General features: G+C 63.8%; 26 protein-coding genes. 14 read left to right on the forward strand and 12 right to left on the reverse strand.

The genetic code is table 11. From position 1 onward, the window contains the following. Positions 1–179 precede the first annotated feature (179 nt). The 3 genes from GGC65_RS21310 to GGC65_RS21320 all read left to right on the forward strand — a co-directional run bounded on the left by GGC65_RS21310 (position 180) and on the right by GGC65_RS21320 (position 1,797). Entirely contained in the window at positions 180–581 is a 402-nt protein-coding gene (locus GGC65_RS21310; protein ID WP_192648983.1) for a hypothetical protein, read from the forward strand. A 115-nt stretch (positions 582–696) separates the two neighbouring features. Next, a complete protein-coding gene (locus GGC65_RS21315; RefSeq protein ID WP_192648984.1) occupies positions 697–972 on the forward strand; it encodes a hypothetical protein in 276 nt (91 codons plus the stop codon). Between the two features lie 222 nt (positions 973–1,194). Beyond that, positions 1,195–1,797, forward strand: coding sequence for a DUF1772 domain-containing protein (locus tag GGC65_RS21320; protein WP_192648985.1), 603 nt, complete (start codon positions 1,195–1,197; stop codon positions 1,795–1,797). Between the two features lie 234 nt (positions 1,798–2,031). Here GGC65_RS21320 and GGC65_RS21325 read toward each other — a convergent pair whose 3' ends face one another. Continuing rightward, entirely contained in the window at positions 2,032–2,394 is a 363-nt protein-coding gene (locus tag GGC65_RS21325) for a hypothetical protein (RefSeq protein WP_137892568.1), read from the reverse strand. A 63-nt stretch (positions 2,395–2,457) separates the two neighbouring features. Between GGC65_RS21325 and GGC65_RS21330 the strand changes: the two genes are divergently transcribed. Continuing rightward, a complete protein-coding gene (locus GGC65_RS21330; protein ID WP_225940948.1) occupies positions 2,458–2,577 on the forward strand; it encodes a DUF1993 family protein in 120 nt (39 codons plus the stop codon). A 35-nt stretch (positions 2,578–2,612) separates the two neighbouring features. On the opposite strand, the gene GGC65_RS21335 is transcribed toward GGC65_RS21330, so the two are convergent. The 5 genes from GGC65_RS21335 to groES form a co-directional block, all read right to left on the reverse strand. Then, complete coding sequence (locus GGC65_RS21335; RefSeq protein WP_192648986.1) at positions 2,613–2,957, reverse strand: response regulator; 345 nt, start codon at positions 2,955–2,957, stop codon at positions 2,613–2,615. A 79-nt stretch (positions 2,958–3,036) separates the two neighbouring features. After that, on the reverse strand, positions 3,037–4,275 hold the full coding sequence (trpB, locus tag GGC65_RS21340; RefSeq protein WP_192649669.1) for a tryptophan synthase subunit beta: 1,239 nt from the start codon (positions 4,273–4,275) through the stop codon (positions 3,037–3,039). Between the two features lie 118 nt (positions 4,276–4,393). Beyond that, positions 4,394–4,993 carry a GTP cyclohydrolase I FolE gene (folE, locus tag GGC65_RS21345; RefSeq protein WP_192648987.1) on the reverse strand — a complete coding sequence of 200 codons (600 nt, stop codon included), beginning with the start codon at positions 4,991–4,993 and terminating at the stop codon, positions 4,394–4,396. Positions 4,994–5,273: 280 nt separating this feature from the next. Further along, a complete protein-coding gene (gene groL, locus GGC65_RS21350) occupies positions 5,274–6,893 on the reverse strand; it encodes a chaperonin GroEL (protein ID WP_192648988.1) in 1,620 nt (539 codons plus the stop codon). Between the two features lie 48 nt (positions 6,894–6,941). After that, positions 6,942–7,256, reverse strand: a complete 315-nt coding sequence (gene groES / locus GGC65_RS21355) for a co-chaperone GroES (protein WP_054727958.1) — start codon at positions 7,254–7,256, stop codon at positions 6,942–6,944. Positions 7,257–7,516: 260 nt separating this feature from the next. On the opposite strand from groES, the gene GGC65_RS21360 reads away from it, so the two are divergent. Both GGC65_RS21360 and GGC65_RS21365 read left to right on the forward strand, forming a co-directional pair. Next, positions 7,517–7,744 (forward strand): hypothetical protein, encoded by a 228-nt coding sequence (locus tag GGC65_RS21360; RefSeq protein ID WP_192648989.1) that lies wholly within the window; start codon positions 7,517–7,519, stop codon positions 7,742–7,744. Continuing rightward, positions 7,741–8,010, forward strand: coding sequence for an usg protein (locus GGC65_RS21365; protein ID WP_192648990.1), 270 nt, complete (start codon positions 7,741–7,743; stop codon positions 8,008–8,010). The genes GGC65_RS21360 and GGC65_RS21365 overlap by 4 nt, the downstream gene beginning before the upstream one ends. Before the next feature lie 102 nt (positions 8,011–8,112). Here the strand turns inward: GGC65_RS21365 and GGC65_RS21370 are convergent, their stop codons facing one another. Then, on the reverse strand, positions 8,113–8,592 hold the full coding sequence (locus GGC65_RS21370) for an Hsp20 family protein (protein WP_192648991.1): 480 nt from the start codon (positions 8,590–8,592) through the stop codon (positions 8,113–8,115). Between the two features lie 335 nt (positions 8,593–8,927). On the opposite strand from GGC65_RS21370, the gene hemH reads away from it, so the two are divergent. Beyond that, complete coding sequence (gene hemH / locus GGC65_RS21375; RefSeq protein WP_192648992.1) at positions 8,928–9,986, forward strand: ferrochelatase; 1,059 nt, start codon at positions 8,928–8,930, stop codon at positions 9,984–9,986. Between the two features lie 60 nt (positions 9,987–10,046). On the opposite strand, the gene GGC65_RS21380 is transcribed toward hemH, so the two are convergent. Then, positions 10,047–10,601, reverse strand: coding sequence for a fasciclin domain-containing protein (locus tag GGC65_RS21380; RefSeq protein ID WP_192648993.1), 555 nt, complete (start codon positions 10,599–10,601; stop codon positions 10,047–10,049). A gap of 219 nt (positions 10,602–10,820) precedes the next feature. Between GGC65_RS21380 and GGC65_RS21385 the strand changes: the two genes are divergently transcribed. Together GGC65_RS21385 and GGC65_RS21390 are read left to right on the forward strand one after the other, a co-directional pair. Beyond that, positions 10,821–11,237, forward strand: a complete 417-nt coding sequence (locus tag GGC65_RS21385) for a nuclear transport factor 2 family protein (protein WP_192648994.1) — start codon at positions 10,821–10,823, stop codon at positions 11,235–11,237. A 2-nt stretch (positions 11,238–11,239) separates the two neighbouring features. Then, on the forward strand, positions 11,240–11,578 hold the full coding sequence (locus tag GGC65_RS21390; RefSeq protein ID WP_192648995.1) for a putative quinol monooxygenase: 339 nt from the start codon (positions 11,240–11,242) through the stop codon (positions 11,576–11,578). Positions 11,579–11,596: 18 nt separating this feature from the next. Here GGC65_RS21390 and GGC65_RS21395 read toward each other — a convergent pair whose 3' ends face one another. The 3 genes from GGC65_RS21395 to GGC65_RS21405 all read right to left on the reverse strand — a co-directional run bounded on the left by GGC65_RS21395 (position 11,597) and on the right by GGC65_RS21405 (position 15,720). After that, complete coding sequence (locus tag GGC65_RS21395; protein WP_192648996.1) at positions 11,597–12,970, reverse strand: cryptochrome/photolyase family protein; 1,374 nt, start codon at positions 12,968–12,970, stop codon at positions 11,597–11,599. A 246-nt stretch (positions 12,971–13,216) separates the two neighbouring features. Further along, the gene (locus GGC65_RS21400) at positions 13,217–14,779 is read right to left on the reverse strand and encodes a phytoene desaturase (protein WP_192648997.1); all 1,563 of its coding nucleotides are present in this window, start codon (positions 14,777–14,779) and stop codon (positions 13,217–13,219) included. Further along, entirely contained in the window at positions 14,776–15,720 is a 945-nt protein-coding gene (locus GGC65_RS21405; RefSeq protein ID WP_225940949.1) for an NAD(P)/FAD-dependent oxidoreductase, read from the reverse strand. The genes GGC65_RS21400 and GGC65_RS21405 overlap by 4 nt, the downstream gene beginning before the upstream one ends. A 202-nt stretch (positions 15,721–15,922) precedes the next feature. Between GGC65_RS21405 and GGC65_RS21410 the strand changes: the two genes are divergently transcribed. Together GGC65_RS21410 and GGC65_RS21415 are read left to right on the forward strand one after the other, a co-directional pair. Beyond that, complete coding sequence (locus GGC65_RS21410) at positions 15,923–16,510, forward strand: PAS domain-containing protein (RefSeq protein WP_192648998.1); 588 nt, start codon at positions 15,923–15,925, stop codon at positions 16,508–16,510. A gap of 101 nt (positions 16,511–16,611) precedes the next feature. Continuing rightward, positions 16,612–17,337 (forward strand): SDR family NAD(P)-dependent oxidoreductase, encoded by a 726-nt coding sequence (locus tag GGC65_RS21415; protein WP_192648999.1) that lies wholly within the window; start codon positions 16,612–16,614, stop codon positions 17,335–17,337. 101 nt (positions 17,338–17,438) lie between these two features. Here the strand turns inward: GGC65_RS21415 and GGC65_RS21420 are convergent, their stop codons facing one another. Continuing rightward, positions 17,439–18,314 carry a LysR family transcriptional regulator gene (locus GGC65_RS21420; RefSeq protein WP_192649000.1) on the reverse strand — a complete coding sequence of 292 codons (876 nt, stop codon included), beginning with the start codon at positions 18,312–18,314 and terminating at the stop codon, positions 17,439–17,441. Positions 18,315–18,438: 124 nt separating this feature from the next. Between GGC65_RS21420 and GGC65_RS21425 the strand changes: the two genes are divergently transcribed. The 3 genes from GGC65_RS21425 (at position 18,439) to GGC65_RS21435 (ending at position 22,084) form a co-directional block, all read left to right on the forward strand. Next, positions 18,439–19,935 carry an MFS transporter gene (locus GGC65_RS21425; RefSeq protein ID WP_192649001.1) on the forward strand — a complete coding sequence of 499 codons (1,497 nt, stop codon included), beginning with the start codon at positions 18,439–18,441 and terminating at the stop codon, positions 19,933–19,935. 424 nt (positions 19,936–20,359) lie between these two features. Next, a complete protein-coding gene (locus tag GGC65_RS21430) occupies positions 20,360–21,184 on the forward strand; it encodes an oxidoreductase (RefSeq protein ID WP_192649002.1) in 825 nt (274 codons plus the stop codon). Between the two features lie 51 nt (positions 21,185–21,235). Further along, positions 21,236–22,084: an alpha/beta fold hydrolase gene (locus tag GGC65_RS21435; protein WP_192649003.1), complete on the forward strand. Its 849-nt coding sequence runs from the start codon at positions 21,236–21,238 to the stop codon at positions 22,082–22,084. Positions 22,085–22,141: the final 57 nt, after the last annotated feature.

Genomic DNA, 22,141 nt, shown 5'->3' on the forward strand with positions numbered 1-22,141 from the left:
CGGCTTGCGAAGCAACGCATCTGCCGCGGTGGGCTCTGCGCAGTTCAATCAACGGCGAAGACGATCTGTGCCAGCCTTGATCGGCCACCGCGAGAAACTCCCGACTATTGTAAGGTTTGCGTGATCCGTGGCATTGAACCATTCCGGGTATGCGGTGCAAAGCTAGAAAGAGAGTCCCTATGCAGTTGGCTAAGCGGGGATGGGCGTTTGCTCGAATATTGCTCGGCTTGTTCTTTATATATGCCCCTTTGATGGTGATTATCCAGTTCGATGGGCAGAATCCGCCCGAGACGGTGGCGGCGGCAAGCGACTTCGCGTTGGCCCTGGACAGGACCGGGTTCATGAACCCACTTATCATCGCGACAATGCTGGCGGGCGGCGTCGCGTTGTTGTTCCAACGCAGCGCGCCGATGGGCTTGATCCTGCTTGGTCCGTCAATTGTTGTTATTGCAGGTTTTCATTGGTTCCTGACCGGCAAGTTCGTGTGGGGTAGCGTCTGGCCTATATGGTTCTCTCTACTGGTCTGGCACAATCGGCGTATCTTTGCCCGGCTTTGGAATCCAGATCAGCGGCAACCCTAGCCACCCAACGCGGAAAAGAATGTCCGCCGGAGCGATGCCGGTCCTTACATCAAGATCGGCAGCGAATGGCCGAAACGGGGTGGAAAGCGGGCCATGACCCCCGTAAGCAATGCCGATGTTTGTGATCGAAGATGAATGGCACGCGGAGTGGATCGGCGAATTTTCCAGCCGCGATGAAGCGATTGAAGAACTCAAGCGCTTGGCCGAGCTATCTTGGGATCAAAAGCCGAACCTGTGCCCGTGCACGAGTTGGCGAACCTGCGGTCGGCGTTATCATCTGGTTGAGTTTGATACAGCTGGCGAACCGTGGCGCAGCCTCAGCGATGAGGCAATTCTTGAGGTTTCAGCCAAAGAAACCGCGTGGCTCCAGAATACGGATGTGAAAGGGTAACGTCCGCAATCGGTCGATTCCGGTCGCGGCAAAGCTGCGCGCCGCTAACGTCCGCTTCTCTCAATTTTGGCCTTAAGGCTGCCCGTCCGCGGTCGGCCAGAGTCGGCGGTCTCGGCGACTGGCGTGACGGCTGGTGCCTCCAATGGCAGTAATGGGGTGGATTGCTAAACGACCGGTTTTGAGGAATTATCGCCTGATACGGGAGGCGTCTTGAGGCAGCTAATGGCAAGTCGGCAAAAGGTTACTCGTGCCTTCCTCTGGCTCGCCGTCCTTGCCGGGGGGCCGCTACTGGGTGCGAAATTATTCGATCTACTGGTCTTGGCGGGTGCGTGGGCCGCGTCTCCGCCCGCGTCGCTTGCCATGATGCCCTATGGCAAAGCATGGCCCGTCGATACCGGCGCCTTCTTTATCCCGCTTTCCGCCGCAATGCTGATCGCAGGGTTCGGTGCACTTGCTGCCGGATGGCGCACTCCATGGCACTACCGCTGGATGCTATGCCTCCCCTCGATCGGTATCTTGCTCCTGCTTATACTGACCGTGGCGGCGTTCTGGCCGATGAACGCAGCGCTATATTATCATGGTGTTCACTCACCCAAGGACACGATTACGGACGCCCAATCGATTGTCATGACCAAGCAATGGATCGCCTTGGATTGGTTGCGCGTCGCAGGCGCAGGCGTCGCCTTCGTTGCACCGTTGCGAGCGCTGACATTACCTTGGCCTGAGGAGCTCGCACCACAAGACCCACTCATTGTGCGAATAATGCTAGCTATTACCTTGGCCGGCGTGGGAGCGTTTGCCATATGGTTCATGTCAAACTTGTGACAAAGCTGTCGTCGCAAGCTGTGACAGTCCACCTCGCGCGTAGAACGTCTGCTTCCCTCGGTTGACCGTCTTGAAGCTGCCAGTCCGAAATCGGCCACTAGCTGTCATTCTCGCTCCACCGGCCACGAATGTCCGCTTCTCTAGGTTCTCAGCTGCGAAGCTGCCAGTCCGAAACCGGCCAAGCGGCGCCGCGAGAAGCGCGGTTCGTTCGATGACGGCGAAATGCCGTCGCGCTCATCGTCCGCTGTAAGGCTCACCTCTTCGGGTTCGCGCGCCGATCAGCACCCGGGGCATGTTTCCTCGTTCACGAACTGTGAGAAAGACGAGGTAGGGAAGCAGGAAACCCGCGCCTCCGAAAAAGGCGATGAGCGCGAGGAGCAGGGCGATCGCACTGAATCCATTCCGCCAAGCCGTCCAAAGCGCAGAGAGGATGAGAAAGCAGAGAAAATCGAGGTTGAACTGCCCGGGCCATCCCAGCTTCGCTACGTCTCCGAAAAAGATCGGTAACAATCCAAGGCCGTGGCGGGAAATGACTACAGCGGTGTAGGCGGCCAGCGCCAGCCAAAGGATGATCAAAAAACTACGAAACGACCCCATCGACGACAATCTGCCACGAGAATGTTAAGGCTGCAATCGCGGCTTTGAGTCCGCGACTGGATCATGCCAAATTTCTACTTTCATGCGACGATGGCTTACGCGCCGCTGCGCAACGCAGGTCTTGCCATAGGCAAGATGGATTTCATGCCGCACATGGCCCGTCACCAAGTCGCGCCCGAATAACGACCGTCGAGAAGGCTCCGGCCTGTGACCGCGGGCTACCCCATTATAGCGGCGATTGCCCGTTCGAGCTCGGCAATCCTGAAAGGTTTGCGAAGAACTGGCCGGCCATCAAATTCAGCCGCCATGATCGTCGCATCTCCGCTCGTCGCTATGAAAGCCTTCCCGGCATCGCTCAACGCGGAAGCGACCGCCTCGCTCGTTTTGCCATCGGCAAGGTGAACATCCAATATTGCGAGGTCGAAATCTCGCTTCGCGACGAGATCCAGCGCCTCCGCGACGGTCGCTGCGGTTACCACGATCTCGTGTCCAAGCACGTCGAGATACCCCTCAAGCATCATCGCCACCAGCGGATCGTCTTCTACAAGAAACACCCTTATCATCATCCGTCCCTCATAGATCCGAAATCTGTAGCGCCAGTGTCTTCGATCACACGTCCCGTGCCCCTACCTTTCGTCGCGCTCAAAGTTCCACGCCGAGATGCTGGGCCACGGAGAATATGTCCTTGTCCCCTCGTCCGCACATGTTGACGATGATGATACTATCTTTGGGCATCGTCGGCGCGATCCTGGCAACCGCGGCGACGGCGTGACTGGGCTCAAGCGCCGGGATGATACCCTCTGTTCTGCAAAGCAGCTGAAAGGCCTCGAGCGCGTCGGCGTCGGTCGCGGAGGTATAGTCCGCCCGCCCGATGTCCTTGAGCCATGCATGCTCGGGGCCGATGCCGGGATAATCGAGACCTGCGCTGATCGAATGGCCTTCGATGATCTGCCCGTCGTCATCCTGCAGCAGATAGGTCTTGTTGCCGTGAAGAATGCCGGGACGCCCGCCGGCCAGTGAGGCGGCATGTTCCTTGTCGAGGCCATGGCCGGCCGCCTCGACGCCGAGCATCTTCACCATCGGGTCGTCAAGGAACGGGTGAAAGAGACCGATCGCATTCGATCCGCCGCCGATTGCAGCGACAAGGAGATCGGGCAGGCGGCCGGTACGGGCGAGCATCTGCTTGCGTGCTTCTCTGCCGATCACGCTCTGGAAATCGCGCACAAGTTCCGGATAGTGATGCGGGCCGGCCGCAGTGCCGATGATGTAGAAAGTGTCCTCGACATGGGCGACCCAGTCGCGCAGCGCCTCGTTCATCGCGTCCTTCAGCGTCTCGGCGCCGGCCGTGACCGGCACGACCTCGGCGCCCAGCAGCTTCATGCGGAAGACATTGGGCGCTTGCCGCGCGATGTCGGCGGCGCCCATATAGACGACGCAGGGCAGGCCAAAGCGCGCGCAGACGGTTGCCGTCGCCACCCCGTGCTGGCCCGCGCCCGTTTCCGCGATGATGCGGGTTTTGCCCATCCGGATCGCCAGCAGGATCTGCCCGACGCAATTGTTGATCTTGTGGGCGCCTGTGTGATTGAGTTCGTCGCGCTTGAACCAGATTTGAGCGCCGCCGAGCGCGGACGTCAACCGCGGCGCGAAATATAGCGGACTGGGACGGCCGACATAATGTTCGAGCAGGTCGTCGAACTCGGCCTGGAAGGCCGGGTCGCGCTTTGCGGCTCGATATTCGCGCTCCAGATCGAGGATGAGGGGCATGAGCGTTTCGGGGACGAAGCGGCCCCCGAATTTCCCGAAATGACCCGCTTCGTCCGGCTGCCCACGCAAGCTGTTCGGAAGATGGCCAAGATCGTCGGATGGTTGTGGAGACCGCATCATGTCGGTGCAATCCCGGCAGGAGACCCGCGCGAGGCGGCGCCGCACAGAATTCTGGCGAGCGCCTCATGGGGGCGGGTAACGCTCGCGAGACCGGTCCGGATTCTCGACCGGCGCATCAATAGCCCATCAGTGCGAGCACTTCCTTGCGGCTCCGCTGGTCGTCGAGGAAGCAGCCGAGGAGCCGGCTCGTGACCATGCCGACGCCGGGCGTGCGCACGCCGCGCCCGGTCATGCAGCCATGCTGGGCGTCGATCACCACGGCGACGCCGTGCGGACGGAGATTGTCCCAGATGCATCGGGCGACCTCGGCGGTCAGCCGCTCCTGCACCTGCAGCCGGCGCGCATAGCCGTTCAGCACGCGCGCGAGCTTGGAGATGCCGACGACGCGGTCGCGGGGGAGGTAGGCGATCGACGCCTTTCCGGTGATCGGCGCCATATGATGCTCGCAATGCGACTGGAACGGGATGTCGCGCAGCAAGACGATCTCGTCATAGCCGCCGACCTCTTCGAAGGTGCGCGAGAGATGCACCGCCGGATCCTCGTCATACCCCTGGCAATAATCCTTCCAGGCACGCGCGACGCGCTTCGGTGTGTCGAGCAGGCCTTCGCGATTAGGATCCTCGCCGACCCAGCGCAGCAGCGTCTCCACCGACGCGAGAACCTCGGGGGGTATCGCGCCGTCAACGGTGGGGCTGGAAGGGGGCACGTGAAGCATGGTCCTGGCCTCCTGACGGCGAAGTGTTGGCGTTCCGGGAGGGGAGGAGAGGGAGGTGGACCGCCGGATCGGCGCATGCCCGAGCGCAGCATGGCGTCGCAACATGTCCCTTGGGGCAGATCGCCGGTTGGAAGCCCGTTTCGTGCACGGACCTCGGGTGAGCCCCGGAACGCAGAAATGCCCTTCGCTCGCTTGACGAGGCGTGGCGCGGTGCGCGGCGGCTGGTGAATAGGGCGGTATGGAAATGCGGGGGCGGCGGTGGCCCGCCGCCCCCGGTCTGTCAGAAATCCATCGCCGGCATCGGCGCGGCCTTCTCTTCCTTCGGCAGCTCGGCGACGAGCGCCTCCGTGGTGATCAGCAGAGACGCGACCGACGCGGCATCCTGAAGCGCGGTGCGCACGACCTTCGCGGGATCGATCACCCCCGCCTTGACGAGGTCCTGATACTCGCCGGTGGCGGCATTGAAGCCCCAGCTATACTCCTCGCTTTCGAGGAGCTTGCCGACGATCCATGCGCCGTCCTCGCCGGCATTGTCGGCGATCTGGCGCGCCGGGGCGCGGAGTGCGCGGCGGACGATGTCGATGCCCGACTGCTGGTCGTCGTTTGTGGCCTTGATGCCTTCGAGCGCCTTCAGCGAGCGCAGCAGCGCGATGCCGCCGCCGGGCAGGATGCCTTCCTCGACCGCCGCGCGGGTCGCGTGGAGCGCGTCGTCGACGCGGTCCTTCTTCTCCTTGACCTCGACCTCGGTCGCGCCGCCGACACGGATCACCGCGACACCGCCCGAGAGCTTGGCAAGCCGCTCCTGCAGCTTCTCGCGGTCATAGTCGCTGGTCGTCGTCTCGATCTGCTGGCGGATCTGCGCGATACGGCCGTCGATATCCGGCTTCGCGCCGACGCCGTCGACGATCGTCGTATTATCCTTGTCGATGACCACCTTCTTCGCGCGCCCGAGCATGTTGATCGTGACGCTCTCGAGCTTGATGCCGAGTTCCTCGCTGACGACATTGCCGCCGGTGAGTACCGCTATATCCTCGAGCATCGCCTTGCGGCGGTCGCCAAAGCCCGGCGCCTTGACGGCGGCGACCTTGAGCCCGCCGCGCAGGCGATTGACGACGAGCGTCGCGAGCGCGTCGCCCTCGACATCCTCGGCGATGATCAGCAGTGGCCGGCCCGACTGGACGACGCTCTCGAGGAGCGGCAGCATCGCCTGCAGGTTCGAGAGCTTCTTCTCGTGGATGAGGATATAGGGGTCGTCGAGTTCGACCTTCAGCTTCTCGGCATTGGTGATGAAATAAGGGCTGAGGTAGCCGCGGTCGAACTGCATGCCCTCGACCGTCTCGAGTTCGGTCGCGAGGCTCTTCGCTTCCTCGACGGTGATCACGCCCTCATTGCCGACCTTCTCCATCGCCTCGGCGAGGATCTTGCCGACCTCTTCGTCGCCATTCGCCGAGATCGTCGCGACCTGCGCGATTTCGCTGTTCGCCTCGACCGACTTCGCATGGGCCTTCAGGTCTTCGACGACGGTGCTCACGGCAAGATCGATGCCGCGCTTGACGTCCATCGGGTTCATGCCGGCAGCGACCGCCTTCGAGCCTTCGCGGACGATCGCCTGCGCGAGTACGGTCGCGGTGGTCGTGCCGTCGCCGGCTTTGTCGTTCTGCTTCGAGGCGACCTCGCGCAGCATCTGCGCGCCCATATTCTCGAACTTGTCGGCAAGCTCGATTTCCTTGGCGACGGTGACCCCGTCCTTGGTGATGCGCGGTGCGCCGAAGCTTTTCTCGATCACGACGTTGCGGCCCTTCGGACCCAGCGTGACCTTCACCGCATTCGCAAGCGTATCGACGCCGCGCAGCATGCGATCACGCGCGTCCGACGAAAACTTCACTTCCTTGGCAGCCATTGGTGCAACTCCTTCCTGTCACTGGCTGAATTCAGAAATGGCGACCGATCAAGCCGCCTGCTTGAGCGCCTCGGCCTGCTCGATCACCCCGAGGATGTCGCTCTCTTTCATGATGAGCAGCTCCTCGCCGTCGATGCGAACCTCGGTGCCCGACCATTTGCCGAACAGGATCCGGTCGCCGGCCTTGACGTCGAGCGCGGTGACCGTGCCGTCCTCGGCGCGGACGCCGGGACCGACGGCGACGACTTCGCCTTCCTGCGGCTTTTCCTTGGCGGTGTCGGGGATGATGATGCCGCCCGAGGTTTTCTCCTCGGCTTCGATGCGGCGGACGACCACACGGTCGTGCAAGGGTCGGAAATGCATGCATAACCTCCATGTTGCATAACGATATGATAAGCCGGCGCGCCTGTCCGGGACGCGCGGCGCCGATGAGCTAGGAAGCGGAATTTTTTGCTTCAAGAGGGGCGACGAAAATTTTTTCGTCTTCTCGTCAGCGCAAAACAAGTGATCCTTATCAAGGGGCTGAGACCTCTTGACTCGACTCGCTTCGTTCCCAAAATTTGTGGCTACGGCACCCTGCCGCACGATGAGAAAGGAAAGGCCAAAAGGAAGGAGGCACGATCATGTCCGAGCCATTTTCCCGTTTTCTTCACCCCTTTGACGTGGCGCGTCACCCGAGCCTCGAGCCCGAGGTCAAGCGCGCCCTCCTGGCATCCTGGGCATCGGATCGCTCGGCGGTCCGAAACAAGCCCGCGCTACGCAAGCCGCCCGGCGCGCGCCGCGCTGTGGCGGTCGACGACGTGCTCGCGGCGCTTAGGTCGCTCGACGGCGGTGAGGCGCGCACGCCATGACCGATCGGGCGCTGATCGCGCAGCTGGACGGCTATGGGCTGACGACCGCCGAGGTCCATTATTACCGGCCCGACCATCCCTCATTGCTCCAGCTCTTTGTCTGGCAGGATTATGACCTGCCGCCGGATTTTCCGGCGCTGTTCGATTTTCTTGCCATGTGGAGGCGCCAGATCGAAGCCGCGCTCCACTCGGTGCGGATCGCGCATGATGCGCTGGTCGGGCCCGCCGAGTGGCGCGTGGCGGACATCATTCGCTCGCTTGATTAGCCTGGCGGTTCCAGGGACACGCGGCGCGCCGGAGCAGGTCTGAGGCGATCGCGCTTCAGCAAGAGAGGGAGACACGCCGTTGGCGTGCCTCCCTTGTCGAGCTCAGGCGCTTTCGAGCGCCTTATCCATCGGCGCTTCGATCCGCTGCGGCTTGCCGGCACTGCTGCCGATCTCGATCTTGCGCGGCTTCATCGCCTCTGGGACGACGCGGCTCAGTTCGATCGTGAGCAGCCCGTCGGCGAAGCTCGCGCGCCCGACCTCGATATAGTCGGCAAGCTGGAAGCGGCGCTCGAACGCGCGGCGGGCGATGCCGCGGTGGAGATAGGCGCGTGTCGCATCCTCCTCGGCCGGCTTGCCCGTGACGCTGAGCTGGTTCTGCTGCGCGACGATCTCGATCTCGTCGGCCTTGAAACCGGGCACCGCCAGCGTGACGCGGAAACGGTCGTCGGCGTCGCGCACGATGTCGAAAGCAGGAAAGCCGTCCGACGTCTCGCCGCGCTGCCCCTTCTCGAGCAGGTCGAAGAGATGATCGAAGCCCACCGTCGAGCGGCGGTAGGGGGTGAAGTCAAAATCGGTTCTCATTTCCAAATTCTCCTGATTGAAGCAATTCGGGCATGAGATGCGCCGGGACTTAGAGCCGGCGCTCTCTCTGTCCTAGGACGCGGAAAATCCCGCGTCCGGGAATGAGTTAGGAAAGCCGTTTTGCCGTTTCAAGAGCGTCGGGCCGCCCGGAAAGTCGGCTGACGTGTCGCGGCAGCCAGCGCGGTTCCCGAACCCCGGGGCGCCTGCGGGCATGCGGGAAATGGCATCCAGTCTGCCCCTTGGTGCAGCTTGGCGGCGAGGGGCAAGTCGGAGACATGCGATCAAGGTCGCGGGGCACGGTCGCCGCGAGGCGTCCTGTCCGCGCGGAGATTGCAATGACTGTCGAAGGGCCTCTGGTAACGGCTGAAATCGGGGATCGTTTCGTAGAGCCGGAGCCCGCCCCGTTTCCGGCGGGGCACCCCGCCGTGCCGGTCGACCGCATCGGCGTGCTTCTCGTAAACCTCGGGACGCCCGACGCGCCGACGAGCCGTGCGGTCCGGCGCTATCTCGCGGAATTTCTTTCCGACCGGCGCGTTGTCGAACTGCCTTCGCTGATCTGGCAACCGATCCTGCGCGGGATCGTCCTTGCGGTTCGGCCGCGGAAATCCGCGCATGCCTACCGCGAAATCTGGACTTCAGAGGGCTCGCCGCTCGCCGCGATCACCCGCCGCCAGGCAAGGGCGCTTCAGGCTTCGCTCGGAGGTGACGCGGTGGTTGCGCATGCGATGCGCTATGGCAGCAGCTCGATCGCGGACGGCATCGACGCGCTTCTTGCGGCAGGATGTCGCCGCATTCTCGTTGCGCCTCTTTATCCTCAATATTGCGCCGCAACGACCGCAAGCGTTGGCGATGCCGTCCAGGCGCATATGGCGCGCCTGCGCTGGCAGCCGGCGCTGCGCATCCTTCCACCCTATTATGATGACGATCGCCATGTCGAGGCACTGGCGTCGTCGCTCGGACGTGCGATCGGTGACCTCGCCTTCGTACCCGACACGATCGTCGCGAGCTTCCACGGCATGCCGGAGCGCACTCTGCATCTTGGCGATCCCTATCACTGCATGTGCCTCAAGACCGCGCGTCGGTTGGGCGAGGTCTTGGGTAAGAGTGTCGTTACGAGCTTTCAGTCGCGCTTCGGCAAGGCCAAATGGCTGACACCGGCAACCGACATGACGCTCGAAACGCTCGGGCGCGAAGGCCGGTCGGTGGCCGTGATCGCGCCGGGGTTCGCCGCGGATTGCCTCGAGACCCTCGAGGAAATCGCTATCCGCGGGCGCGAGCAGTTTCTTGCCGCCGGCGGACGCCATTTCGCTTATGTGCCCTGTCTCAACGACAGCGATGCCGGGATGGATATGCTCACCGCCCTGATAAGAAGCGAACTTTCGGGCTGGCTTTGAGGGCTTTTGATTGTCGGGGCCGAGCTGCGCCAACAAGCGTCGCGCGGCCCCGATAATGTATCAGGCGGGAAGCAGCACGGTGTCGATGACGTGGATCACGCCGTTCGACTGAAGAACGTCGGCGGGGCCGATCTTCGCCGTGCCGCCCTTGGCGTCGCTCACATACCAGCTGCCATCCTTCTCCCAGACGGTGAGCTTGGCGCCCTGCACCGTGGTGAGCACGGCCTTGCCGCCATTGGCTTTGGCCTGCGCGGCAATATCGGTCGCGGTCAGGCGGCCCGGCACGACATGGTACGTCAGGATGCCCGTCAGCATCGCCTTGTTCTCCGGCTTGAGCAGCGTGTCGACGGTGCCGGCGGGGAGCTTGGCAAAGGCAGCGGTGGTGGGCGCAAAGACCGTGAAGGGGCCCGCTCCCGAAAGGGTCTCGGCGAGGCCAGCGGCTTTGACCGCCGCGACGAGTGTCGTGTGATCCTTCGAATTGGCGGCATTTTCGACGATGGTCTTGGTCTCATACATCGCGGCGCCGCCGACCATCGGGTTCTTGGCGGCCGCGATGCCGCCGGCGAGCGCAAGCGCTGCTGCGGCGAGCGAAAGAGAGATACGGGAAATAGCCATTGGTCATTCCTTTTCGAATGTTCGTCCCGGGGGGATAGGACAGCTATGGAATTAGGCGCGCCGCTCCGCCGCGGCGACCTGTCCTTTGGGGCGGGTTATCCGGCCCGCTCGCGGTGGCCCATCGCCGCTAACGATAACGGCACTTCCTCCTCCCATCGGCTGCAGGCAAATTGGCGGCAGGCTGGACCATCGACGCAGCCGGGCGAGAAGGGGGCTTCCATGCCGTTTGAGGGATCGTTCGCAGACCGGCTGGCGCTTCGCGACCTGCTCGACACCTATGCCGATGCGGTCAACCGTGCCGACAGCGAGGCTTGGGCCGCGACGTGGGACGAAGGCGGCCGATGGTCGCTTCCCGGGTTCGGAATATTCGAGGGCAAGGCGAAGATCGTCGACACCTGGCGCGCGGCGATGCGCGCCTTTCCCGACATCGTCTTTCGCGCCTGGCCCGGATCGATCGAGATCCATGGTGAGACTGCGGCCATGCGATCCTACACCGAGGAAATCTTCCTGCGCGACGGCGCCCTTCACCGGACCCTTGGTATCTATGACGACCTCTGCCGCCGGATCGACGGCCGGTGGCTATTTGCAGAGCGGCGGTTTCGGCCGTTGCCGCAGCTTTCAAAAGGTGAGGTGTAGGCATGAAGATCCTGATCCAGGCGGTCATCGATATCGATCCCGAGACGCGCGGAGAGGCGCTGGCGGGTGCGCGCGGATGGATCGAAGGCGCGCTCGTCCAGCCGGGTTGTCTCGCTTACGCCTGGACCCTTGATCCGCATGTGGCGACGCGCATCCACGTGTTCGAGGAATGGGACGGCGAAGCTACGCTCGCAGCGCATCTGGCCGGGCCGCAATACAGGGGAATGCTGGGGCATATCGGCGCATTTGGTGTCCGCGCGTCGTCGAGCCGCAAATTCGCGGTGTCGCGCGAAGGGCCCGTCTATAACAGCCACGGCGTGGCAAGTGCCGCTTTCGACTAGCGCCGCGGCCCTCACTCGCTAGCCGCGCAGGGCTTCCCAGGCAGCGAGGGCCCGCGCCCGCGCCGCATCGTGCCCGATAAGCGGTTGCGGATAGGTGGGCACCTGCGCGTCCTGACCATGGGCGGCGGTGATCTCGGCGTCCGACAGATGTGCAAGTTCGGGAACATAAGTGCGGACATAATCTCCCATCGTAAACCGCTCGCTCTGGAGCAGCGGCGACATGATACGCGAGAAGACCGGCGCGTCGACGCCGGTGCCCGCAACATATTGCCAGTTCATCGCATTTGACCCGAGATCGGCGTCGAGCAACGTATCCCAGAACCAGCGCTCACCGCGGCGCCAATCAATCAGCAGATGTTTGACGAGGAAGGAGGCGGTGACCATCCGCACGCGGTTGTGCATCCAGCCCGTGCGCCAGAGCTCGCGCATGCCCGCGTCGACCACCGGGTAGCCGGTCCGCCCCCGGGTCCAGGCGGCGAAGTCCCGGTCGGCTCCGGGGCCGCTCCGCCAGCCAAAATTATCGAAGGTGGGGCGCCCGTTCCGATCGCCATAATCGGGCATCTGGTCGACGAGATTGATGCCATGTTCGCGCCAGCCAAGCTCCGACCGAAAGGTTTCGGCGCCCGCATCGTCGCGCTCGCCGAGCGCATGCCAGATCGACCGAGGGCTGATTTCGCCAAAATGAAGATGCGGCGACAGCCGCGATGTCGCGGGGAGCGAAGGAAAATCGCGGCGGGTCTTATAGTCGCCGGCAAGCGGCAGCCAGTCGCGCAGCGCGCGCCATGCGCCCTTCTCGCCCGGGCGCCAGTCGCCAAATCCTGCGGCCCAGTCCGGGCTGGTCGGGGTCAGCCCCCAATCGGCAAGATTATCCGACGCCGGCCAGACCTCGGGAGCCGGAATATGATCGGGCGCGGCATAGGGAAGGGCGGGGGGCATGCGCCCCAGGAGCGCGCGATGCCATGGTGTGAAGACCCGGTAGCGGGCGCCTTGCGCATTGGTGATGCTCTCGGGCGGCGCAAGATAATTGCCGTCATGGAGCCGCAGCGCAAGCCTGGCGTCCAGCGCGTCCTCGCAGCGCCGCCACCAGGGCTCGTAACAGCGCGTTGCGTGAGCCCTTGTGCTCCCGGCTTCCGCCGCGACGCGTTCAAGCATTTCAGCGGCAGGGCCGCGGCGCAGGATGAGCCGGCTGCCGCGTTTGCGAAGGCTCGCATCGAGCGCGGCGAGACTGTGATGGAGCCACCAGCGCTGCGCGCCGCCGATCGCGCGCGTTTCGGGGCTCTCGTCGTCCAATATGTAGAGCGGAATGACCGGACCTTCGGCGATCGCGGCGAGGAGCGCCGGATGGTCGGTGGTGCGGAGGTCCTGACGGAGCCACAAGATGGCGGGCGGCATGGCGACGGTTCCCTTTTTGGTGGGCTATGGTGCGGGCGGGCGCGGCGTTCCTCATCTGGCAGGCTCCGACCTCGACAAAAGATGACCTTTCGGGAAGTCCAGGCTTTGGCGATCGCGAGCAAGGGGGAGGTTGGGCGGTGCGACATGGCGTCGCACCGCCCGGCGATGAGAATCACCGCCCCCCCGCCGCGGCCAGACGTGGGTCGCAAGGCGCTGGCCGCCGGCAGAACCGGAATGTCCGTGCGATCAGCCGGGCATGACATCTCCTGCTGCGTCATCACGCCCGGAGAATATTCGGTCGCGAGCGCCCGGATCGCGGGCTGCCGCAGTTCTGATGCCGAAGTCGCCGAGAATGAGGCTCGCCGTCGCCTTCGCGCTCGCGACGACCCCCGGAATACCCGCGCCGGGATGCGTGCCCGCGCCGGTAAAATAGAGGTTCTCGATGCGCGCGTCGCGGTTGTGCCCCCGAAAATAGGCGCTCTGCAGCAGCGTGGGCGTGAGGCTGAAGGCGCTGCCGAGATGCGCGGCGAGATCCTGTTCGAAGTCCGGCGGTTCATATTGGATTTGCGTGACGATCCGCTCGCCAAGGTCCGGGATCAGACGCCGCTCGATCTCGGCGATGATGCGCTTCGCCAATTTGGGCCCTTCGACCTCCCAGTCGAGCGAGGCGTGGCCGCGATGGGGAACCGGCGCAAGCGCGTAAAAGCTGCTGTGGCCCGCGGGGGCCACGCCCGGATCGCTTGCGCTCGGGTGATGAAGGTAAAGCGAGAAATCCTCGGCGAGGGTGCCGTTCCGATAGATGTCGTCGAGAAGCCCGCGGTAGCGCGGACCGAACAATATCATATGATGGGGTATTTCGGGGAAGGTACCGCGAACCCCCAGATGGAGGACGAAGAGGCTCGGCGACCAGCTCTTGCGCGCAAGGCGCTTCGCCTCGCGCTTGCCGCGCGGATGCGCGAGCAGGTCTCGGTAACTGTGCATGAGATCGGCGTTCGACGCGACAAGATCGGCGCGTGCGGTAAACCCGCTCCGCGTCACGATGCCCGTCACCCTGTCGCCCTTAGTTTCGATGCGGGCGACGGGATCGCCAAGCCTCAGCGTACCGCCGAGACGCGCGAACAGCGCGGCCATGCCGGCGACGAGCCGATTGGTGCCGCCGCGCGCATACCAGACGCCGCCATCCTGCTCGAGTTTGTGGATGAGCGCATAGATGCTGCTCGTCGCCATCGGGTTGCCGCCAACAAGCAAGGTGTGGAAGGATAGAGCCTCGCGCAGCTTCTCGCTCCGAACATAGCTCGCGACGGTTTTATAGACCGAGCGCCAGGCCCGGTGCCGCAGGAGCGCGGGTGCCGCCTTCAGCATCGAGCGGAAATCGAGAAACGGCACCGCACCGAGCTTTACATAGCCTTCCTCGTAAACCGAGGCGGAATAGCCAAGAAACCGCTCATATCCGGCCACATCGGCGGGATCGAGCGCGGCGATCTGACGGGCGAGCGACGCCTTGTCATTGCCATAATCGAAGGTCGATCCGTCGGGCCAGCTCAGCCTGTAAAAGGGCGAGACCGGAACGAGGTCGACATCGCGCTCGAGCCGCTGACCGCTCAGCGCCCAGAGCTCGGCAAGACAGGCCGGGTCGGTGATCACCGTCGGCCCGGCATCGAAAGTGAAACCGTCCTTCTCGAAGACATAGGCACGGCCGCCCGGCCGGTCGCGCGCTTCGACGAGCAGGGTGTCGACACCCGCCGACTGGAGGCGGATAGCGAGGGAGAGACCGCCGATGCCGGCTCCGATGACGATCGCGCGGGTCATTGCGGCGCTTCTGCCGCAATCGCCGCGCCGAGAACATGGCCCGACAGCCACGCATATTCGGCAAAGCCGTGATAGAGCCAGTCGCCGCAGGCGCCGAGACCAATGGCAGGGTTCCAGAGCAGCTTCAGATCCTGTCCCGAGGGCTGCGAGAATAGCCAGCGATGGGCCGCGACATGGCTTGGGGTGGGCAAGTCGCGTCCGGCGATCTTGCCAAGTTCGGCGAGAAGCGCTGGCGCCACGCTCGCGCCGTCGCAGGCGAGATGCGCCTCCGACCAAGTCCAGTCGGCTTGCACGACCCACCGCTCGCCCGGCGCGCGGCCGGGCTTCGCGCTGTCGCGCGCAGCGGTCACAAGCGAGCCGGCGCCGCGGAGGAAATCGGGAAGCTCCTCGATCCGCTCATCGAAGACGAACATCGCGGTCCAGCAGGGATTGTAGCGCACCGCCATGGCCGCGCGCGCCATCTCGAAATCGTGAAGCGACAGAAGCGGCGCTGCCTGCTCGGCGGGGATGGCGATCACCGCCGCATCATATTTGCCGAGCCGCTTTGCCTCGCTGTGGAGCGTCCAGCCCGCGGGCGATTTGGTCAGGGCTGTGACCGGTCGCGACAGGCGGACATCGAGATCGTCCGCGAGAGCTTTGAGCGGCGTGGTCATGGTCGGCGTGCCGACCCAGCTGTCCGCGCCGGCGGCTGGCCAACGCGCGGCAAGGCCTGCCTTCTCCCACGCTGCTACGAGCCTGGTAAAGCCTTCCGAGCGTGCCGTGAAATGCGTTGCGCCATGATCGAATGCGACCTCGGGATTGCCCGGATTGGCGCGGCGGGTCGCGAGGCGGCCGCCGATGCCGCGGGATTTGTCGAACAGCGTGGCTTCCAGACCGGCGTCGCGCAGCCTCCTGGCGCAGGCGAGCCCCGCAATACCCGCTCCGATGATCGCGACCCGCATCAGACCATGGCCTCGCGGTCGCCAAGGGGGCTCGCACGATGTCCTGCGGCCGCCCGTAGGCATGGCTGTGCCGTCAATCTGCAGGGCGCCATGCGCCATTTTTTCCGGTTCGTCGCAATTGTCATCGACGCAGGCTTGCATGAGCGAGGGGAAGTGTCGCAACATGTCCCTTGGGGCACCCAAGGGAGAGCAGGCAGATAATATGTCATTGAAGACAATGATCGCGGCCAGCCCGATCGCCGCGGTGATCAGCGACCCGCGCCTACCTGACAATCCGATCGTCGAGTGCAACGCTGCCTTCTCGACGCTCACCGGCTATGGGCCGGACGAAATCCTTGGGCGCAATTGCCGCTTTCTCTCCGGGCCGGATACCGAACCTGAACTGACCGAGACCTTGCGGGCCGCCATCCGGGAGCAGAGGCCGGCGCTCGTCGAGATCCTCAATTACCGGAAAGACGGGACGCCCTTCCGCAATGCCGTGCTGGTGGCGCCAATCTTTGGCCCGGGCGGCAATCTCGAATATTTTCTCGGCTCGCAAATCGAGGTCGACGAGGCCGGCGAGGCGGTTGGAGGACGGAGCGCGCGGGCGCGCGCCCAGATCGAGGCGCTCTCGCCGCGGCAGCGCGAGGTGCTGAAACTTATGGCGAGCGGACAGCTCAATAAGCAGATCGCCTTCACCCTTTCGCTGTCGGAGCGGACGATCAAGATGCACCGCGCTGCGCTGCTGCGCGCGCTCGGCGTCGAAACCACGGCCGATGCGATCCGGCTCGCGGTCGAGGCCGGTTTCTAGCCACCGCTCCACCTTCCCTTTGAGGCATATGGGATATCACGCTGCCGCCGTTTAAGAGCGTCGGGATGCCGGACCGACGTCATGGCCGGGAGGAGCAGCATATGAGCGTTAAGCGCGCCTTGGTGATCGGAAGCAGCGGCGGTATCGGTGCCGCGCTGGTGAATCAACTCGTGGCGTCGGGGCGATTTGACCGCATCTATGCCGGGACCAGGCGGCCCGATGCTTCGCGTCATCCCGATGTGACAACGCTGACGATCGACATATTGGACGACGGCACGCTTGCCGAGGCAGGTCGCCAAATCGCCCGGGATGGCGCGCTCGACTTGTTGATCGTGGCGACGGGGCTGCTGCATCGCACGACTGACATCCGTCCTGAAAAAAGCCTCCGGCAGCTTGAAGCATCGGTGATGGCCGAGGTCTTCGCTGTGAACAGCATCGGGCCCGCGCTCGTCGCAAAGCATTTTCTTCCCTTGCTTGCCCGGCGGCAACGAGCGGTCGCGATATTTCTCTCTGCTCGCGTTGGTTCGATTGCGGATAACAAACTTGGCGGATGGCACAGCTACCGCGCTTCCAAGGCGGCACTCAATGCTCTGGTGCGATGCTTCGCGATAGAGCTCGGCCGCAGCAATCCCGAAGCAATCGTCGCGGCACTGCACCCCGGGACTGTCGACACGCCGCTCTCGGAGCCGTTTCAGGCGCGAGTAGCTGAATCATCGCTCTTTAGTGCGGATAATAGCGCGATGCACATCCTGGCCGTCATCGACCAGCTATCGCCGATGGATAGCGGCGGGTTCTTCGGCTGGGATGGAAGGCCTATCCCGTATTGACGAGCCAGCAGGCGCTTCAAGAGTCTCCGCCTCTTTGCCTGTCCGCTTTAGCGAACATTGCGCCAGAAGCAGACCGACGGCAATCGGCCATTCGCGTCCGATCAAACATCACTCGCTTCCGACCCTGCTGGCGCTTCCGCGGCGACAAGCATCTGGCTAAAGGCGCGCACCGCTTGGGATGCCGCGCCGCCGCTGTGGATCAACATGAAATCGGCACTGGGCAAGGGTGGAAGGCCATAGTCGCCGTCGAGCAGGCGGAGGCCGGGCTCAAGGTGACTGCGCATGAGCACCGCCACGGCCAGTCCCGACCGGACTGCCGCGCGTAGGCCCTGTTCGCTCGGTGACGTGAATGCGATGTGCCAGTCAATCGATGTCGCATCCAGCGCGGCGACCCCCACGAGCCGGTTGATGCAATTCGGGGGATGGAATGCGAGCGGCAGCGACGCGCCTTCGGATAGCAGGAAATTGTCGGCCGCGACCCACGCGAAATCCGCGCGCCGGAGCGGCGTCCCGCCATTCTCGCCTCCGGCGGTCGACAGCACGACGGCGAGGTCCAGTTCCTCGGCCGCGATCATCGTGCTGAGGTCCAAATAACTACTCACATGCACATCGAGCCGCACCGAAGGAAAGGCGCGCGAGAATTGGCATAGCAGCGCCGGCAATCGTTCTCCCATAAAGGCCTCCGGGGCGCCAAAACGCACGACCCCCGTTACCGGGGATGGGCGGAAGCGTTGCGCGAGGGCATCGAGACTCGCGAGAATTTCGCGGGCATGCAGCAGCAATTCTTCGCCGTCATCGGTCAGGGTCAAGCGGCGCGTCGTCCGGCGCATCAGCGCCCGGCCGACCTGCTCCTCGAGGCGCCGGATTTGGTGGCTGACCGCGGGTTGAGTGAGATTCAGCCGACGCGCGGCCCGCGTGAAGCCGCCCGTCTCGCTGACCGCCACGAACGCGCGCAAAAGGACCGGATCGATGTCCATGGCCATCAATTAATTATAATTGATAATGTATGCCAGAAAATAAAATCATTTCCGTCATCACATGCGGGTCTCCAGATTGCGCATCAGCCGGGCAGATTGACCCGGACAATCGAAAGGTGCGCGCATGTCTCCCAACCCCGCCAGCAAAAACACGCTGGCTCTCTTCGCGGTGTGCCTTGGCGCGCTGATGTTCGGCCTCGAAATTACAAGCGTGCCGGTAATCCTGCCGAGCCTGGAAAATGTCCTGAATGGCGACTTCCGCGAACTGCAGTGGGTCATGAACGCCTATACGCTTGCCTGTACGACCGTGCTGATGGCAACCGGGACGCTGGCGGACCGCTTCGGCCGCAAGCGCATCTTCCTGATCAGCGTCACCGCGTTTGGCGTTACGTCGGCGCTTTGCGGTCTTACCGGCAGCATGGCGCTGCTGATCGCAGCCCGGATGCTTCAGGGGCTTGCCGGCGGGGCGATGCTGATCTGCTCGATCGCAATTCTCTCGCACCAGTTTCAGGACGCCCGCGATCGTGGCCGTGCTTTCGCGACCTGGGGCGTCGTTTCGGGAATCGGTCTCGGCTTCGGCCCGATCGTCGGAAGTGGGATCATCGCGCTGGCCGGCTGGGAATGGATATTTCTCGTCCATCTTCCGCTGGCGCTCCTGACCCTCGCGCTTGCCGCCGGCACGATCGCCGAATCGCGCGACCCCGCCGCCAGTCGTCTCGATCTGGCGGGAATAATGACCCTTTCGCTGGCGGTATTCGGTCTGGTCTATGTCATCACGCAGGGCGCCGCGCTGGGCCTTTCCGCCGCGATCGCGATCGCTGTCGCCACTGTCGCATGTTTTGCGGCCTTCCTGTTTGTCGAACGGCGACAGGCGCATCCGATGTTCGATTTTTCCGTCTTTCGGAACCTCACCTTTTCGGCCGCCATCCTCGGCTGCATGGCCATGAACATCAGCTATTGGCCCTTCATGATCTATTTGCCGATCTACCTTCAGGTCGGCCTCGGTTACGACACGCTCACCACCGGTCTGTGCCTGCTCGCCTACACATTGCCGGCTCTCGTCTTTCCTCCCGTCGGTGAGCGTTTGTCGCTCCGATACGGGCCGGGCGTAGTCATCCCGTCCGGCCTTGTCGCGATCGGCCTCGGTTTTATCGCAATGAAGGTCGGGAGCGTCGCGGCACAGCCGGGCTGGCTGACGATGTTGCCCGGCCTGCTGCTCGCCGGCATCGGGATCGGCATCACCAATACGCCGGTGACCAACACCACGACGGCGTCGGTCCCGCCGAGCCGGGCGGGAATGGCGTCGGGCATCGACATGAGCGCGCGGCTGATCACCCTGGCGGTGAATATCGCGCTCATGGGCATATTGCTGGTCGAGGGAACCGTCGACGCGCTGCGAGGCGTCGCCTCCGCGGGCGTCGGGCTCACGGAGTTGCGCGCTGCGGCCGAAGCGGTCGCCGCCGGGCATGTGGCGATCGACAAGCTGCCGGAGGGAGCCGTGCAGCATGGGCTCGTCTCCGGCTCAGGATTTATTATGATCTATGGTGGGTTAGGGGCGCTAGCCCTTGCGGCGGCGAGCCGCGCCCTGTTTCGGCTGGGCCAAGACATGACAAAGACTTGAGGTCCATCTCTGCTTCTCCATCCTGATACCACAAAGCTGCCCGTCTGCTACCGGCCAGAACCGGCAGCCTTGGCAATGCTACCCGTCCCCGAGTGACTTCTGCTGGTCACGGCTGCTCCGAGTTCACGACCCTGCGGACGTGAAAGCTGCCGAGCGCGGCGCTTACAAAATTGAACGGCGAGAATTCGATCTTGTGAGTTTGCGATCGTTGTTGATCGGTCCAAAAGCTTGGACCGACGCCGCTACGAGCTTGGCGCTCCATCTTGCCGAACCACGGTCCTCAGGATCGTGGGCGCAACGCAAATGATCGACCGCCGCTTCGCCGCTCGGATTTTGGGGGGAAGAGATGGCTGATTATTGCCGATGTGACGGCTCGTCGCGCTGACCGCTTTGCGTCGGCCGCACGGATTGAGGAGACGAAGAAATGAAAACCTGGCTCATTACAGGCTGCTCGAGCGGTTTCGGCCAGCGGCTCGCGGTCGCTGCAGCCCGGCGCGGCGATCGCGTCATCGCGACGGCGCGCAACGTCAAGGCGATCGAGGAAATGGCCAAGCCGTTCGCCGGCCGAATGATCGCTCTGCCGCTCGACGTGACCGATGCGGCGGCGGCCAAGGCAACCGTCGCGAAGGCGGTCGAGACCTTCGGCGGGATTGACGTACTCGTGAACAACGCGGGCTACGCCCTTTTCGGCGCGATCGAGGAAGGCACGCCCGACGAATATCGGCCGATGTTTGATGTGAATGTCTTCGGTCTGATCGAAACCACCCGCGCCGCGCTGCCCGTGCTGCGCCGTTCGGGTGGCACAATCGTCAACATGTCGTCCGGCGCAGGCATCGAGGGCCGCGGCGGCGGCGGTTATTACCACGCCGCCAAATTTGCCGTGGAAGGGATTTCCGAAGCGCTCGCCGGCGAGTTGAAGCCTTTCGGGGTTCGCGTGCTGATCGTCGAGCCCGGGCCGTTTCGTACCGATTTCCTGGGGCGATCGATCAGAATGGCGGCGGGCGAGATGCCGGAATATGCCGCGAGCTCGCGAAAAAACTACCGCGACACCAACGACGGCAATCAGGCAGGCGATCCCGACAAGGCGGTCGCGGTAATCTTGCGCGCCGTCGATGCCGATGACGCCCCGCTCCATCTGCCGCTCGGCCCGGCCGCGCATGCGATCGCCGAGCGAAAGCTGGCGGCCTTTCGCAGCGACATCGACGCCTGGCGCGACATCACGATCGCCACTGATTTCGACGCGCCCTGAGCGCCGGCAGCAATCTCTGTTTGAACGCCAACATCGGGCTGGAGAGCGATCATGGTCGCAAAGTTGAAGGGTTTTACCCAGCAGATCGTGCCGGCAAATGGTATCAGGATCAATGCCGTCACGGGCGGTTCGGGCCCGCCAATCCTTCTGCTCCACGGCTGGCCCGAAACATGGTGGGAATGGCACAAAGTGATGCCGCTGCTGGCCGGGCATTTCAGCGTGGTCGCCATCGATCTGCGCGGCGCGGGCTTTTCCGACTGTCCGCAGGGTGGCTATGACAAGGCGACGATGGCGCGCGATGCGCACGAAGTGATGATGGCCCTCGGGCATCGGCGCTACGCTGTGTGCGGCCATGACATCGGCGGAATGGTCGCCTTGCCGCAGGCCGCCATTTATCGGGAAGCTGTGACCCATCTAGCCGTTCTCGACGTTCCGCTTCCCGGCTGGACCGGATGGGAGGCGACGACCGCAAGGCTCTGGCACTTCGGCTTCCACATGAACCGCGATCTGCCCGAGCGCCTGATTCATGGCCGCGAATATGACTATATCTCGGCCTTCATGGCAGAGCGGTTCTACGATCACGGCAACTTCGATCCGGCAGACATCGACATCTACGCCAAGGCGATGGCGCTTCCCGGCCGGACCCGCGGCGGCATGGAATGGTATCGGACCCTCGCCGCCGATCATGCGGCCGCGCTCGACTGCAAGAAGCAGCCGCTCGAGATACCGGTGCTTGGCCTGGGCGGGGACCAGCGGTTCGGTGCGCAGATGGTGCCGATGCTCAAGGAGTTCGCAGCCCATGTGGCGGGCGGCTCGATCGCGCGGTGCAGCCACTATGTTGCGGACGAGCGGCCGGATGAAGTCGCGGCCGCGCTGATTGCGTTCGTCAAGGCCAATTGAAACTAGGCGCCCGCATCATGCCGGGCGTTGCGATCAAGTGAATATACGGAAAAGGAG

Origin of the sequence: Sphingopyxis sp. OAS728 (genome assembly GCF_014873485.1) — a bacterium.
Taxonomy (GTDB): Bacteria; Pseudomonadota; Alphaproteobacteria; order Sphingomonadales; family Sphingomonadaceae; genus Sphingopyxis.

Excerpts from the sequence above, each read along its gene's own strand:
- GGC65_RS21420 (WP_192649000.1), bottom strand. The coding sequence starts at position 18,314 with ATGGACATCGATCCGGTCCTTTTGCGCGCGTTCGTGGCGGTCAGCGAG.
- groL (WP_192648988.1), bottom strand. The coding sequence starts at position 6,893 with ATGGCTGCCAAGGAAGTGAAGTTTTCGTCGGACGCGCGTGATCGCATG.
- GGC65_RS21435 (WP_192649003.1), top strand. The coding sequence starts at position 21,236 with ATGGTCGCAAAGTTGAAGGGTTTTACCCAGCAGATCGTGCCGGCAAAT.
- GGC65_RS21320 (WP_192648985.1), top strand. The coding sequence starts at position 1,195 with ATGGCAAGTCGGCAAAAGGTTACTCGTGCCTTCCTCTGGCTCGCCGTC.
- groES (WP_054727958.1), bottom strand. The coding sequence starts at position 7,256 with ATGCATTTCCGACCCTTGCACGACCGTGTGGTCGTCCGCCGCATCGAA.
- GGC65_RS21385 (WP_192648994.1), top strand. The coding sequence starts at position 10,821 with ATGCCGTTTGAGGGATCGTTCGCAGACCGGCTGGCGCTTCGCGACCTG.
- GGC65_RS21430 (WP_192649002.1), top strand. The coding sequence starts at position 20,360 with ATGAAAACCTGGCTCATTACAGGCTGCTCGAGCGGTTTCGGCCAGCGG.
- GGC65_RS21365 (WP_192648990.1), top strand. The coding sequence starts at position 7,741 with ATGACCGATCGGGCGCTGATCGCGCAGCTGGACGGCTATGGGCTGACG.
- hemH (WP_192648992.1), top strand. The coding sequence starts at position 8,928 with ATGACTGTCGAAGGGCCTCTGGTAACGGCTGAAATCGGGGATCGTTTC.
- GGC65_RS21370 (WP_192648991.1), bottom strand. The coding sequence starts at position 8,592 with ATGAGAACCGATTTTGACTTCACCCCCTACCGCCGCTCGACGGTGGGC.
- GGC65_RS21425 (WP_192649001.1), top strand. The coding sequence starts at position 18,439 with ATGTCTCCCAACCCCGCCAGCAAAAACACGCTGGCTCTCTTCGCGGTG.
- GGC65_RS21325 (WP_137892568.1), bottom strand. The coding sequence starts at position 2,394 with ATGGGGTCGTTTCGTAGTTTTTTGATCATCCTTTGGCTGGCGCTGGCC.
- GGC65_RS21395 (WP_192648996.1), bottom strand. The coding sequence starts at position 12,970 with ATGCCGCCCGCCATCTTGTGGCTCCGTCAGGACCTCCGCACCACCGAC.
- GGC65_RS21360 (WP_192648989.1), top strand. The coding sequence starts at position 7,517 with ATGTCCGAGCCATTTTCCCGTTTTCTTCACCCCTTTGACGTGGCGCGT.
- folE (WP_192648987.1), bottom strand. The coding sequence starts at position 4,993 with ATGCTTCACGTGCCCCCTTCCAGCCCCACCGTTGACGGCGCGATACCC.
- GGC65_RS21415 (WP_192648999.1), top strand. The coding sequence starts at position 16,612 with ATGAGCGTTAAGCGCGCCTTGGTGATCGGAAGCAGCGGCGGTATCGGT.
- GGC65_RS21390 (WP_192648995.1), top strand. The coding sequence starts at position 11,240 with ATGAAGATCCTGATCCAGGCGGTCATCGATATCGATCCCGAGACGCGC.
- GGC65_RS21330 (WP_225940948.1), top strand. The coding sequence starts at position 2,458 with ATGCCAAATTTCTACTTTCATGCGACGATGGCTTACGCGCCGCTGCGC.
- GGC65_RS21410 (WP_192648998.1), top strand. The coding sequence starts at position 15,923 with ATGTCATTGAAGACAATGATCGCGGCCAGCCCGATCGCCGCGGTGATC.
- GGC65_RS21315 (WP_192648984.1), top strand. The coding sequence starts at position 697 with ATGTTTGTGATCGAAGATGAATGGCACGCGGAGTGGATCGGCGAATTT.
- GGC65_RS21310 (WP_192648983.1), top strand. The coding sequence starts at position 180 with ATGCAGTTGGCTAAGCGGGGATGGGCGTTTGCTCGAATATTGCTCGGC.
- GGC65_RS21335 (WP_192648986.1), bottom strand. The coding sequence starts at position 2,957 with ATGATAAGGGTGTTTCTTGTAGAAGACGATCCGCTGGTGGCGATGATG.
- trpB (WP_192649669.1), bottom strand. The coding sequence starts at position 4,275 with ATGCGGTCTCCACAACCATCCGACGATCTTGGCCATCTTCCGAACAGC.
- GGC65_RS21400 (WP_192648997.1), bottom strand. The coding sequence starts at position 14,779 with ATGACCCGCGCGATCGTCATCGGAGCCGGCATCGGCGGTCTCTCCCTC.
- GGC65_RS21380 (WP_192648993.1), bottom strand. The coding sequence starts at position 10,601 with ATGGCTATTTCCCGTATCTCTCTTTCGCTCGCCGCAGCAGCGCTTGCG.
- GGC65_RS21405 (WP_225940949.1), bottom strand. The coding sequence starts at position 15,720 with ATGCGGGTCGCGATCATCGGAGCGGGTATTGCGGGGCTCGCCTGCGCC.